Genomic DNA, 12,842 nt, shown 5'->3' with positions numbered 1-12,842 from the left:
GGTCGGACAGCGGCGGGCGGCGATGCTCAGACGTACGGCCCCGGACCGCCAAGCGGTCCGGGGCCGTACGTCACAGCGAGCTGGGGCGAATTACACGCCCGCAGCCTTCTTCAGCGCCTCCACGCGGTCCGTGCGCTCCCAGGTGAAGTCCTCCAGCTCACGGCCGAAGTGGCCGTAGGCGGCGGTCTGGGCATAGATCGGGCGGAGCAGGTCGAGGTCGCGGATGATCGCTGCCGGGCGGAGGTCGAAGACCTCGCTGATGGCGGTCTCGATCTTTTCGACGTCGACGGCTGCGGTGCCGAAGGTCTCGACGAAGAGGCCGACGGGCTCGGCCTTGCCGATGGCGTAGGCGACCTGGACCTCGCAGCGGGACGCGAGGCCGGCCGCGACGACGTTCTTGGCGACCCAGCGCATGGCGTAGGCGGCCGAGCGGTCGACCTTGGACGGGTCCTTGCCGGAGAAGGCGCCGCCGCCGTGGCGGGCCATGCCGCCGTAGGTGTCGATGATGATCTTGCGGCCGGTCAGGCCGGCGTCGCCCATCGGGCCGCCGATCTCGAAGCGGCCGGTCGGGTTGACCAGCAGGCGGTAGCCGTCGGTGTCCAGCTTGATGCCGTCCTCGACGAGCTGGTTGAGGACGTGCTCGACGACGAACTCGCGGATGTCGGGTGCGAGGAGCGAGTCGAGGTCGATGTCCGAGGCGTGCTGGGACGAGACGACGACGGTGTCCAGGCGGACGGCCTTGTGGCCGTCGTACTCGATGGTGACCTGGGTCTTGCCGTCGGGGCGCAGGTAGGGGATGGTGCCGTTCTTGCGGACCTCGGACAGGCGCTTGGAGAGGCGGTGCGCGAGGTTGATCGGGAGCGGCATCAGCTCCGGGGTCTCGTCGCAGGCGTAGCCGAACATCAGGCCCTGGTCGCCGGCGCCCTGCTTGTCCAGCTCGTCGTCATCGCCCTCGACGCGGTTCTCGTACGCGGTGTCGACACCCTGGGCGATGTCCGGGGACTGCGCGCCGATGGAGACCGAGACGCCACAGGAAGCGCCGTCGAACCCCTTCTTGGACGAGTCGTAGCCGATGTCCAGGATCTTGTTGCGGACAAGGTTGGGGATGTCGGCGTACGCCTTGGTCGTCACCTCGCCGGCCACATGGACCAGGCCGGTGGTGATCAGCGTCTCGACGGCGACCCGGGAGGTCGGGTCCTCCTTGAGGAGCGCGTCGAGGATGGTGTCGCTGATCTGGTCAGCGATCTTGTCGGGGTGGCCCTCGGTGACGGACTCCGAGGTGAACAGGCGGCGGGACACATCGCTCCCTGGGGTTGCAGCGGCTGCTGGCTGATCATTGGCGGAAGGGCCGAGAGCTGCGCTCGGCCCGATCCACTCGCCAGTTTATCGGTCGGATGTGGCGTTCGGGCACGCAGTCTCGATTTATGGACCCCCCGTGACCTGGGACACCACGGCCCACCGTAGGACAATCACCTCAGGGAGGCGGTCGGGTCAAGGGGGCACGCCGGTGTGTGCGGGGTCGATGAGGCCAGGTGGGGGGCCGGACGGGAGGGCTCCGCGGCGCTCAGGAGCGGGGCTCGCTCAGACGCGGAGCGACGAGATCCCAGAGAATTTCGGCCAGGTCCTCCTTCGGACCGTACGGCACCGGGGTCTCACTCCCGTCCGCGGCGAGGATCACCGCCTCGTTCTCGGCCGAGCCGAAGGCCTTGTGCTCGCCGACCTCGTTGACGACCAGCAGGTCACAGCCCTTGCGGGCGAGCTTGGCACGGCCGTTGGCGAGGACGTCGTCGGTCTCGGCGGCGAAGCCGACCACCAGCTGACCGGGGCGCGCCCGGTCGGCGGAGAGCTCCGCGAGAATGTCCGGATTTCGGACCAGGGTGACGGGTTCCGGCTCCTGGCCGTCCTTCTTCTTGATTTTTCCGCTGGCGTAAACGGCCGGGCGGAAATCGGCCACGGCGGCGGCCATGACGACCGCGTCGGCGTCCGCGGAGGCCTTGAGCACGGCCTCGCGCAGCTGCCGGGCCGTACCGATGCGGAGCACGTCGACCCCGGCCGGGTCGGGCAGCTCGGTGTTGCCCGCGACGAGGGTGACCCGGGCGCCCCGGGCCGCCGCGGTGCGGGCGAGGGCGTAGCCCTGCTTGCCGGAGGAGCGGTTGCCCAGATAGCGCACGGGGTCCAGGGGCTCGCGGGTGCCGCCGGCGGAGATCACGACATGGCGGCCCGCGAGGTCCTGGGTCAGGGCGCGGTCACCGCGGGCCAGCACCCGGCGGCACAGTTCGAAGATCTCCACGGGGTCCGGGAAGCGGCCCTTGCCGGTGTCGACGCCGGTCAGGCGGCCGACCGCGGGCTCGATGACGAGGGCGCCACGGCGGCGGAGGGTGGCGACGTTCTCCTGGGTGGCGGGGTTCTCCCACATCTCGGTGTGCATCGCCGGCGCGAAGATCACCGGACAGCGGGCGGTGAGCAGCGTGTTGGTCAGCAGGTCGTCGGCGAGGCCGTGGGCGGCCTTGGCCAGCATGTCGGCGGTGGCGGGGGCCACCACGACGAGGTCGGCGGCCTGGCCGATGCGCACGTGCGGGACCTCGTGAACGGATTCCCAGACCTCGTGACCGGCCGGATTGCCGGACAGCGCGGACCAGGTGGCCTCGCCGATGAAGTGCAGCGACGCGGCGGTCGGCACCACCCGTACGTCGTGCCCGGACTCGGTGAGCCGCCGCAGCAGCTCACACGCCTTGTACGCGGCGATCCCGCCGCTGACCCCCAGGACGACCCTGGGCCGTTCCCGCTCCTGTTTGTCCATCGCTCCGCCGCTCCCCGAGACACCGGTTCCGTACGCGGTCCGTACGTATCTGCCCCTATGACACACCAAAGGCCCGGCGGTCGTCCCGCCGGGCCCTTGCTGAGCTGCTGTGCCGCTTACTGCGCCGGGCCCTCGATGGCCTCGGAGGTCAGCAGACCCGCGTTGATCTCGCGCAGCGCGATCGACAGGGGCTTCTCGTGGACGTGCGTGTCGACGAGCGGACCGACGTACTCAAGCAGGCCCTCACCGAGCTGCGAGTAGTACGCGTTGATCTGGCGCGCGCGCTTTGCGGCGTAGATCACAAGGCTGTACTTCGAGTCGGTGGCCTCGAGAAGCTCATCAATTGGCGGATTGATGATGCCCTCGGGTGCGGTGATGGAAGAGGACACTCTCTGCCTTCCGAAGGGGATGAAGCGGGGGTGGTGCATGAAACGCAAAAAACTTTGACGGTCCGGGGAAGCCGTTTTCTCGCCGCGGGGTCAGCCGCTGATGTTCCGGTCCCCAGATCGATCCAGCATCAAGGCTAGCAGCTCACGGCTGACGGCCTCGACGGAGGTGTTGACAAGGGTCACATCGAATTCCTTCTCCGCGGCCAGTTCGACCCTGGCGGCCGCCAGCCGGCGCTCGATGACCTCGGGTGCCTCGGTGCCCCGGCCGGTGAGCCGGCGGACCAGCTCCTCCCAGCTCGGCGGGGCCAGGAAGACCAGCAGGGCTTCCTTCATGGACTCGCGGACCTGACGGGCGCCCTGCAGATCGATCTCCAGCAGCACCGGCTCCCCGGCCTCGAGGCGGTCCAGGACCGCCTTGCGGGGGGTGCCGTAGCGGTTGCCGGCGAATTCGGCCCACTCGAGCAGTTCGCCGTTGGCGATGAGCTTGTCGAATTCCTCGTCGTCGACGAAGAAGTACTGGACACCGTGCCGCTCCCCGGGGCGCGGCTTGCGGGTGGTGGCCGAAACCGAGAGCCAGACCTCGGGATGGACCTTGCGCAGATGCGCGACGACCGTGCTCTTGCCGACCCCCGAGGGGCCGGAGAGCACGGTCAGCCGCGGTTGTCTGACCGGGGGTACGGGGGTCTCCCCCCGGGAGACTGCAGAACTCATACAGCGATTATTCCAGCTTCCCGGCTATGCCGGAAAACTCAGCCGGCAGCGCTGCCGCCAAACTCGCGCTCCAGGGCCGCGATCTGGTTGGAGCCAAGACCCCGGACGCGGCGGCTCTCGGAGATCCCGAGCCGCTCCATGAGCTGCTTGGCGCGGACCTTGCCGACGCCGGGCAGGGACTCAAGGAGGGCGGAGACCTTCATCTTGCCGATGACGTCGTTCTCCTGGCCCTGCTTGATGACCTCATGGAGGGAAGCGCCGGAGTGCTTGAGCCGATTCTTGACCTCGGCGCGCTCCCGGCGAGCCGCGGCGGCCTTCTCGAGCGCGGCTGCGCGCTGTTCAGGGGTAAGGGGCGGAAGAGCCACGCCTACGTCACCTCGGATGTCGAACTGTCGGATACGGACCGGTGTGGAACCTAGTCGCCCCGCACCTGCGGAGCAACGAGCAACGCGCTTACGTGCAGTGCTCTCGACGGAGACTAGCGGCAGAGGGCGCCGGAGTCAGCGAGAACAGACGAAAAGTCCTGGTCAGACTCTGCTGACCAGGACAATTCGGGATCAAAACACCTGCCGAAGAGCTCTTCGGCGCTCTCAACCGACCGCGGTCCGCACCTCTTCGGCGAATCGGGCCGCCGCGGCGCGCAGAGCTGCGGCGTCCGGACCGTGCCGGAGCACGCCGCGGCTGACGCTCGGCACCACATTGCGTACGGCGTCCCCGAAGACCGTCGGGAGGTCGGCGGGGGTGGCACCCTGCGCGCCGATGCCGGGGGCGAGCAGCGGGCCGTTGATCGCGAGATCGAACGACGAGAGATCGCCGAGGGTGGCGCCGACGACCGCGCCGAAGGAGCCCAGCGGCTCGGTACCGGCATTCTCGGCGGCGAGGTGGCCGAGCATGGTCGCGGCGAGCGTCCGGCCGTCCTCGCGTACCGCGCGCTGGACCTCGGCGCCCTCCGGGTTGGAGGTGAGGGCGAGGACGAAGACGCCGCAGCCGTTCAGGACGGCGGCATCGAGCGCCGGACGCAACGACCCGAAGCCCAGGTACGGGCTGAGGGTGACCGCGTCGGAGAAGAGCGGGCTGCGCGGGTTGAGGTAGGTGTCCGCGTACGCGCCCATGGTCGAGCCGATGTCGCCGCGCTTGGCGTCCATCAGGACCAGAGCGCCGCGCTCGCGGGCCTCGGCGACGGCGGTCTCCAGGACGGCGAGGCCGCGCGAGCCGAAGCGCTCGAAGAACGCGGACTGCGGCTTGAAGACCGCGACCGTCTCGCCGAGCGCCTCCACGACGGTGCGGGTGAAGCGGGCCAGGCCCGCGACATCGTCGTTCAGGCCCCAGTCGGCCAGCAGCGAGGCGTGCGGGTCGATGCCGACGCAGAGCGGGCCGCGCTCGTCCATGGCGCGGCGCAGGCGCGCACCGAATGACTCCAGGGTCATGCCGTGACCTTCTTGTGCTCGGCGCCGACGGCGTCGGCGAGGGTGGCGTACGGGCTGTTGCGCAGGCGCGCGGCCAGGCCCTTGTGGATCGCGCGGCACCAGAACGGGCCCTCGTAGATGAAGGCGCTGTAGCCCTGGACGAGGGTGGCGCCCGCGAGGATGCGCTGCCAGGCGTCCTCGGCGGTGGTGATGCCGCCGACCCCGATGAGGGTGATCCGCCCGCCCACGCGGGCGTAGAGGCGGCGCAGGACCGCGAGGGAGCGGTCCTTGACGGGTGCGCCGGAGAGGCCGCCGGTCTCGGCGGTCAGAGCCGGGTCGGAGATCAGGCCGAGGCCGTCGCGGGCGATGGTGGTGTTGGTGGCGATGATGCCGTCCAGGCCCAGCTCGACGGCGAGGTCGGCGACCGCGTCGATGTCCGCGTCGGCCAGGTCCGGGGCGATCTTGACGAGCAGCGGGACCCGGCGGTCGGTGACCGTACGGTCGGCGGCCTCGCGCACCGCGGTCAGCAGCGGGCGCAGGTGGTCGACGGCCTGGAGGTTGCGCAGACCCGGGGTGTTCGGGGAGGAGACATTGACGACCAGGTAGTCGGCGTGCAGCGCGAGCCGCTCGGTGGAGGTGACGTAGTCGGCGGTCGCCTCGGCCTCCGGGACGACCTTGGTCTTGCCGATGTTGACACCGACGGTGGTCGGGAAGACGGGGTTACGGGCCGCGAGGCGGGCCGCCACGGACGCCGAGCCGTCGTTGTTGAAGCCCATGCGGTTGATCAGCGCGCGGTCCGGGACGAGCCGGAAGAGGCGCTTCTTGGGGTTGCCGGGCTGCGCCTGGGCGGTGACGGTGCCGATCTCGACATGGTCGAAGCCGAGCATCGTCATGCCGTCGATGGCGACGGCGTTCTTGTCGAAGCCGGCGGCCAGGCCGAACGGGCCGTGCATCCGCCGGCCGAGCGCCTCGGTGCGCAGTTCCTTGTAGCGGGGCGCGAGGGCGGCGGCGATGAAGGTGCGCAGCACGGGGGTGCGGGCGGCCAGCTGGATCCAGCGGAAGGCCAGGTGGTGGGCCTTCTCGGGGTCCATACGCTTGAAGATCAGGTTGAAGAAGAGGCGGTACATGGCGGTACGGGGGCCTTCCACGGTCAGGGGTGCGGGGCTCACGAAGAGGGGGACACCGTCTCGGTGTCCCCCTCCTTGGCCCTACTCCTCGCGGGCCGCGATGAGCTGCTGCGCGTGTTCCTGGAGGGAACGGACGCCGACGTCGCCGCGGGACATCGCCTCGATGCCCTGCACGGCCGCGGCCAGCGCCTGCACCGTGGTCAGGCAGGGGATGCCACGGGCGACGGAAGCGGTACGGATGTCGTAGCCGTCGAGGCGGCCGCCGGTGCCGTACGGCGTGTTGACGATCAGGTCGACATAACCGTCGTGGATCAGCTGGACGATGGTCTTCTCGCCGTTCGGCCCCTCGCCCTCGGAGTGCTTGCGCACCACGGTGGCGTTGATGCCGTTACGGCGCAGCACCTCGGCGGTGCCGGAGGTGGCGAGCAGTTCGAAGCCGTGCGCGACCAGCTCACGGGCCGGGAAGATCATCGAGCGCTTGTCGCGGTTGGCGACCGAGACGAAAGCGCGGCCCTTGGTGGGCAGCGCCCCGTAGGCGCCGGTCTGGGACTTGGCGTAGGCGGTGCCGAAGACCGAGTCGATGCCCATGACCTCGCCGGTGGAGCGCATCTCCGGGCCGAGGATGGTGTCCACGCCGCGGCCCGAGGCGTCCCGGAACCGGGACCAGGGCATAACGGCTTCCTTGACGGAGATCGGCGCGTCCAGCGGCAGGGTGCCGCCGTCGCCGGTCTTGGGGAGCATGCCCTCGGCGCGCAGTTCGGCGATGGTGGAGCCGAGCGAGATCCGGGCGGCGGCCTTGGCCAGCGGCACCGCGGTGGCCTTCGAGGTGAAGGGGACCGTACGGGAGGCACGCGGGTTGGCCTCGAGGACGTAGAGGATGTCCCCGGCCATCGCGAACTGGATGTTGATCAGGCCGCGGACGCCAACTCCCTTGGCGATGGCCTCGGTCGAGGCCCGCAGCCGCTTGATGTCGAAGCCGCCGAGGGTGATCGGAGGCAGTGCGCAGGCGGAGTCGCCGGAGTGGATACCGGCCTCCTCGATGTGCTCCATGACGCCGCCGAGGTAGAGCTCGCGGCCGTCGTAGAGGGCGTCGACGTCGATCTCGATGGCGTCGTCGAGGAAGCGGTCGATGAGGACCGGGTGCCGGTCGATCAGGCCGGCGTGGCGGGTGAGGTACTCGCCCAGCGACGGCTCGTCGTAGACGATCTCCATGCCGCGGCCGCCCAGGACGTAGGACGGACGGACCATGACCGGGTAGCCGATCTCGGCGGCGATCTGCTTGGCCTCGGCGAACGAGAAGGCCGTGCCGTACTTGGGTGCGGGCAGCCCGGCCTCGGTCAGGACGCGGCCGAAGGCGCCGCGCTCCTCGGCGAGGTCGATCGCCTCGGGCGAGGTGCCCACGATCGGTACGCCGTTGTCCTTGAGCGCCTGCGCCAGGCCCAGCGGGGTCTGCCCGCCGAGCTGGACGATGACGCCGGCGACCGGTCCTGCCTGGGTCTCGGCGTGCACGATCTCCAGCACGTCCTCGAGGGTCAGCGGCTCGAAGTACAGGCGGTCGGAGGTGTCGTAGTCGGTGGAGACGGTCTCCGGGTTGCAGTTGACCATCACCGTCTCGTAGCCCGCGTCGCTCAGGGCGAAGGAGGCGTGGACGCAGGAGTAGTCGAACTCGATGCCCTGGCCGATGCGGTTGGGCCCGGAGCCGAGGATGATCACGGCCGGCTTCTCGCGCGGCGCGACTTCGGTCTCCTCGTCGTAGGAGGAGTAGAAGTACGGCGTGTTCGCGGCGAACTCGGCGGCGCAGGTGTCGACCGTCTTGTAGACGGGGCGGACGCCGAGGGCGTGCCGGACCTCGCGGACGACGTCCTCGCGCAGACCGCGGATCGCCGCGATCTGGGCGTCGGAGAAGCCATAGCGCTTTGCGTCCGCAAGGATCTCCGGGTGGAGCTTTTCGGCCGCCGCGATCTCGTCGGCGATCTCCTTGACCAGGAAGAGCTGGTCGACGAACCACGGGTCGATCTTCGTGGCGTCGAAGACCTCCTGCGGGGTGGCGCCCGCGCGGATCGCCTGCATGACGGTGTTGATCCGGCCGTCCGTGGGGACCTGGGCCTTGACCAGCAGCGCCGCCTTGTCGCCCGGCTCGCCGACGAAGTCGAACTGGCTGCCCTTCTTCTCCAGCGAGCGCAGCGCCTTGTTCAGCGCCTCGGGGAAGTTGCGGCCGATCGCCATCGCCTCGCCGACCGACTTCATGGTCGTGGTCAGCGTGGCGTCGGCGGCCGGGAACTTCTCGAAGGCGAAGCGCGGGACCTTGACGACGACGTAGTCGAGGGTCGGCTCGAAGGACGCCGGGGTCTTCTCGGTGATGTCGTTGGGGATCTCGTCGAGGGTGTAGCCGACGGCGAGCCGGGCGGCGATCTTCGCGATCGGGAAGCCGGTGGCCTTGGAGGCCAGGGCCGAGGAACGCGAGACGCGCGGGTTCATCTCGATGACGATGACCCGGCCGTCCTCGGGGTTGACCGCGAACTGGATGTTGCAGCCGCCGGTGTCGACGCCGACCTCGCGGATGATCGCGATGCCGACGTCCCGCAGGATCTGGTACTCACGGTCGGTGAGCGTCATGGCCGGCGCGACGGTGATCGAGTCGCCGGTGTGCACGCCCATCGGGTCGAAGTTCTCGATGGAGCAGACGACCACGACGTTGTCGTTCTTGTCGCGCATCAGCTCCAGCTCGTACTCCTTCCAGCCGAGGATGGACTCCTCCAGGAGCACCTCGGTGGTCGGCGAGAGCGTCAGGCCCTGGCCGGCGATGCGGCGCAGCTCCTCCTCGTCGTGCGCGAAGCCGGAGCCGGCGCCGCCCATGGTGAAGGAGGGGCGGACGACGACGGGGTAGCCGCCCAGCTCGTCGACGCCCGCGAGGACGTCGTCCATGGAGTGGCAGATGACCGAGCGGGCGGACTCGCCGTGGCCGATCTTGGCGTGCACGGCCTCGACGACGCCCTTGAACAGGTCGCGGTCCTCGCCCTTGTTGATCGCCTCGACGTTGGCGCCGATCAGCTCGACGCCGTACTTGTCGAGGGTGCCGGACGCGTGGAGGGAGATCGCGGTGTTCAGGGCCGTCTGGCCGCCCAGGGTGGGCAGGAGCGCGTCGGGGCGCTCCTTGGCGATGATCTTCTCGACGAAGTCCGGGGTGATCGGCTCGACGTAGGTGGCGTCGGCGATCTCCGGGTCGGTCATGATCGTCGCCGGGTTGGAGTTCACCAGGATGACGCGCAGGCCCTCGGACTTGAGGACCCGGCAGGCCTGGGTGCCGGAGTAGTCGAACTCGGCGGCCTGGCCGATGACGATCGGGCCGGAGCCGATGACCAGGACGGACTGGATATCGGTGCGCTTAGGCACGCTGGCCCTCCATCAGGGAAACGAAGCGGTCGAAGAGGTACGCGGCGTCGTGCGGACCCGCGGCGGCTTCGGGGTGGTACTGGACGCTGAAGGCCGGCTGGTCGAGGAGGTGCAGGCCCTCCACCACGTCGTCGTTGAGGCAGACGTGGGAGACCTCGGCGCGGCCGAAGGGGGTGTCGGAGACCTTGTCGAGCGGGGCGTCGACGGCGAATCCGTGGTTGTGCGCGGTGACCTCGACCTTGCCGGTCGTCCGGTCCTGCACCGGCTGGTTGATGCCCCGGTGGCCGTACTTGAGCTTGTATGTGCCGAAGCCCAGCGCACGGCCCAGGATCTGGTTGCCGAAGCAGATGCCGAACAGCGGCGTCTTCCGCTCCAGGACGCCCTGCATGACGGAGACCGGGTGGTCGGCGGTGGCCGGGTCGCCGGGGCCGTTGGAGAAGAACACGCCGTCCGGGTTGACCGCGTAGATGTCCTCGACGGTGGCGGTGGCGGGCAGGACGTGCACCTCGATGCCGCGCTCGGCCATGCGGTGCGGGGTCATGCCCTTGATGCCCAGGTCGATGGCGGCGACGGTGAACTTCTTCGTACCGATGGCCGGGACGACGTAGGCCTCCTTGGTGGCGACCTCGGTGGAGAGGTCCGCGCCCTTCATCTCGGGGGCCTGGCGCACCTTGGCCAGCATGGTGCCGGCGTCGGGCAGCGCCTCGCCGGAGAAGATGCCGACCCGCATCGCACCGCGCTCGCGCAGGTGCCGGGTCAGCGCCCGGGTGTCGATGCCGCTGATGCCGACGACGCCCTGGGCCACCAGCTCGTCGTCCAGGGAGCGCACCGAGCGCCAGTTGGACGGGATACGGGCGGGGTCGCGGACGACATAGCCGGAGACCCAGATCCGCTGCGACTCGGGGTCCTCGTCGTTCACACCGGTGTTGCCGATGTGCGGGGCGGTCATGACGACGACCTGACGGTGGTACGAGGGGTCGGTCAGCGTCTCCTGGTAGCCGGTCATGCCGGTGGAGAACACCGCTTCGCCGAAGGTCTCCCCCACGGCCCCGTAGGCACGGCCACGGAAGCTGCGGCCGTCCTCCAGGACGAGTACGGCGGGGAGCCCCCTTGTGCCGTGGGCGGTACCCCTGGTGGAGGTCGTCATCGTGCGCCTTCCGTTTCGGTGTGCTCGGTGGTGCTGGTGGTGGAACTGAGGGTGTTGACGGCCTCGACCCAGGCCGCGTGCTCGCCCGCCCGGTCGGAGCGGAAGCCGGAGTCGATCTCCTTGTCCCCGTGCGCCCAGGTGACGATGAGCAGGCCGCCCTCGGTGAGGACCTTGCCCGCGATGCCCTTGTCGAGGCGGGCGCCGCGCAGGGCGGCGGCGGGTACGAAGAAGTCCTGCGCGCCCGGCCGTACGACGTCCAGGCCCTGGTCGGTCAGGGTCAGTTCGGCCCGGCTACGGGTGCCCAGGCCGCGGGCGACGATCCGGTCGAGCCACTGCCCCGCGGTGGTGGAGCCGTGGTAGCGGCCGCTGAGCGTCAGCCGCGGCTCTCCGAGACCGTCGGGGGTGGCGGGCAGCTCGGGCAGATCGCCCTGGAGCGTGCCGCGCCACTTCCAGCCCTGGCGCATCAGCCAGTAGAGGAAGATCACGAAGACCAGCAGGCCGACGACCCAGCCGATCCGTTCGGCCCAGTCGGTGACCGGCGCGGACTGCTGCGCCTCGGCCAGGGGGATCAGTGAAGGAGTCACGCCAGCTTCCCGTCGATGAGCGTTGCGCGGCCCCGCAGGAAGGTGTGGGTCACGCGACCCGGCAGCTCACGGCCCTCGTAGGGGGTGTTGCGGCTGCGGGAGGCGAAGCCCGCGGGGTCCACCTCTCCACGGTAAGCGGAATCGAGCAGGGTGAGGTTGGCGGGCTCACCAGCCGAGATGGGGCGGCCGTGGCCCTTGGCCCCGCCGATCCGCGCGGGCTTGAAGGACATCCGGTCCGCGACGTCCGCCCAGGTCAGCAGGCCGGTCTCGACCATCGTCCGCTGCACGACCGACAGCGCGGTCTCCAGGCCCACCATGCCCATGGCGGCCGCGGCCCACTCGCAGTCCTTGTCCTCGTGCGGGTGCGGGGCGTGGTCGGTGGCGACGATGTCGATGGTGCCGTCGGCGAGGGCCTCGCGCAGGGCCATGACGTCGCGCTCGGTGCGCAGCGGCGGGTTGACCTTGTAGACGGGGTTGTAGGTGCGCACCAGCTCGTCGGTGAGGAGCAGGTGGTGCGGGGTGACCTCGGCCGTCACGTCGATGCCGCGGGACTTGGCCCAGCGGACGATCTCGACGGAGCCGGCGGTCGACAGGTGGCAGATGTGGACGCGGGAGTCCACGTGCTCGGCGAGCAGGACATCCCGGGCAATGATCGATTCTTCGGCGACGGCCGGCCAGCCGCCGAGTCCCAGCTCCGCCGAGACGATGCCCTCGTTCATCTGGGCGCCTTCGGTGAGCCGCGGCTCCTGGGCGTGCTGGGCGACGACGCCGCCGAAGGCCTTCACGTACTCCAGGGCGCGGCGCATGATCACGGCGTCGTCGACGCACTTGCCGTCGTCGGAGAAGACGGTGACGCCGGCGGCGGACTCGTGCATGGCGCCCAGCTCGGCGAGCTTCTTGCCCTCGAGGCCGACGGTGACCGCGCCGATGGGCTGTACGTCGCAGTAGCCGTGCTCCTGGCCGAGCCGGTAGACCTGCTCGACGACGCCGGCGGTGTCGGCGACGGGGAAGGTGTTGGCCATGGCGAACACCGCGGTGTAGCCACCGGAGGCGGCGGCCCGCGTGCCGGTGAGGACGGTCTCGGAGTCCTCGCGGCCGGGCTCGCGCAGATGGGTGTGCAGGTCGACGAGCCCCGGCAGCAGCACCTTCCCGCCGGCCTCGACGACCGCGGCGCCCTCGTCCGAAAGGCCCGTACCGACGGCCTCGATGAGCTCCCCGTCGATCAGGACGTCCTGCGGTTCCCCACCGAGCACCTTCGCACCGCGGATCAGAATCTTGCTCATGG

General features: G+C 70.0%; 11 protein-coding genes. All 11 read right to left on the bottom strand.

The window, feature by feature from the left end; translation table 11 throughout:
• Nucleotides 1-90: 90 nt before the first annotated feature.
• The 11 genes from metK to ACZ4S3_RS17130 all read right to left on the bottom strand — a co-directional run bounded on the left by metK (nucleotide 91) and on the right by ACZ4S3_RS17130 (nucleotide 12,840).
• A complete protein-coding gene (gene metK, locus ACZ4S3_RS17180) occupies nucleotides 91-1,299 on the bottom strand; it encodes a methionine adenosyltransferase (RefSeq protein ID WP_467933979.1) in 1,209 nt (402 codons plus the stop codon).
• Nucleotides 1,300-1,564: 265 nt separating this feature from the next.
• A complete protein-coding gene (gene coaBC / locus ACZ4S3_RS17175; protein WP_467933976.1) occupies nucleotides 1,565-2,800 on the bottom strand; it encodes a bifunctional phosphopantothenoylcysteine decarboxylase/phosphopantothenate--cysteine ligase CoaBC in 1,236 nt (411 codons plus the stop codon).
• Between the two features lie 116 nt (nucleotides 2,801-2,916).
• Entirely contained in the window at nucleotides 2,917-3,189 is a 273-nt protein-coding gene (gene rpoZ, locus ACZ4S3_RS17170) for a DNA-directed RNA polymerase subunit omega (RefSeq protein WP_005319902.1), read from the bottom strand.
• A gap of 90 nt (nucleotides 3,190-3,279) precedes the next feature.
• Nucleotides 3,280-3,900: a guanylate kinase gene (gmk, locus tag ACZ4S3_RS17165; RefSeq protein WP_467933972.1), complete on the bottom strand. Its 621-nt coding sequence runs from the start codon at nucleotides 3,898-3,900 to the stop codon at nucleotides 3,280-3,282.
• Nucleotides 3,901-3,938: 38 nt separating this feature from the next.
• Nucleotides 3,939-4,265: an integration host factor gene (locus tag ACZ4S3_RS17160; RefSeq protein WP_467933968.1), complete on the bottom strand. Its 327-nt coding sequence runs from the start codon at nucleotides 4,263-4,265 to the stop codon at nucleotides 3,939-3,941.
• A 225-nt stretch (nucleotides 4,266-4,490) separates the two neighbouring features.
• Nucleotides 4,491-5,327, bottom strand: a complete 837-nt coding sequence (gene pyrF, locus ACZ4S3_RS17155; protein ID WP_467933964.1) for an orotidine-5'-phosphate decarboxylase — start codon at nucleotides 5,325-5,327, stop codon at nucleotides 4,491-4,493.
• Nucleotides 5,324-6,433 (bottom strand): quinone-dependent dihydroorotate dehydrogenase, encoded by a 1,110-nt coding sequence (locus tag ACZ4S3_RS17150; RefSeq protein ID WP_467934244.1) that lies wholly within the window; start codon nucleotides 6,431-6,433, stop codon nucleotides 5,324-5,326. Before ACZ4S3_RS17150 ends, pyrF begins: the two co-directional genes overlap by 4 nt.
• Before the next feature lie 81 nt (nucleotides 6,434-6,514).
• Nucleotides 6,515-9,826: a carbamoyl-phosphate synthase large subunit gene (gene carB, locus ACZ4S3_RS17145; RefSeq protein ID WP_467933962.1), complete on the bottom strand. Its 3,312-nt coding sequence runs from the start codon at nucleotides 9,824-9,826 to the stop codon at nucleotides 6,515-6,517.
• On the bottom strand, nucleotides 9,819-10,973 hold the full coding sequence (carA, locus tag ACZ4S3_RS17140) for a glutamine-hydrolyzing carbamoyl-phosphate synthase small subunit (protein ID WP_467933959.1): 1,155 nt from the start codon (nucleotides 10,971-10,973) through the stop codon (nucleotides 9,819-9,821). Before carA ends, carB begins: the two co-directional genes overlap by 8 nt.
• Nucleotides 10,970-11,557, bottom strand: a complete 588-nt coding sequence (locus ACZ4S3_RS17135) for a PH-like domain-containing protein (protein ID WP_467933956.1) — start codon at nucleotides 11,555-11,557, stop codon at nucleotides 10,970-10,972. The genes carA and ACZ4S3_RS17135 overlap by 4 nt, the downstream gene beginning before the upstream one ends.
• Nucleotides 11,554-12,840 (bottom strand): dihydroorotase, encoded by a 1,287-nt coding sequence (locus tag ACZ4S3_RS17130; protein ID WP_467933954.1) that lies wholly within the window; start codon nucleotides 12,838-12,840, stop codon nucleotides 11,554-11,556. Before ACZ4S3_RS17130 ends, ACZ4S3_RS17135 begins: the two co-directional genes overlap by 4 nt.
• Nucleotides 12,841-12,842: the final 2 nt, after the last annotated feature.

This window comes from Streptomyces sp. NPDC028368 (assembly GCF_055565615.1).
This window is presented reverse-complemented; position numbering and strand designations above follow the sequence as displayed.

Coding starts and splice junctions, on each gene's coding strand:
- carA (WP_467933959.1), bottom strand. CDS start 10,973: ATGACGACCTCCACCAGGGGTACCGCCCACGGCACAAGGGGGCTCCCC.
- ACZ4S3_RS17130 (WP_467933954.1), bottom strand. CDS start 12,840: ATGAGCAAGATTCTGATCCGCGGTGCGAAGGTGCTCGGTGGGGAACCG.
- gmk (WP_467933972.1), bottom strand. CDS start 3,900: ATGAGTTCTGCAGTCTCCCGGGGGGAGACCCCCGTACCCCCGGTCAGA.
- pyrF (WP_467933964.1), bottom strand. CDS start 5,327: ATGACCCTGGAGTCATTCGGTGCGCGCCTGCGCCGCGCCATGGACGAG.
- coaBC (WP_467933976.1), bottom strand. CDS start 2,800: ATGGACAAACAGGAGCGGGAACGGCCCAGGGTCGTCCTGGGGGTCAGC.
- ACZ4S3_RS17150 (WP_467934244.1), bottom strand. CDS start 6,433: ATGTACCGCCTCTTCTTCAACCTGATCTTCAAGCGTATGGACCCCGAG.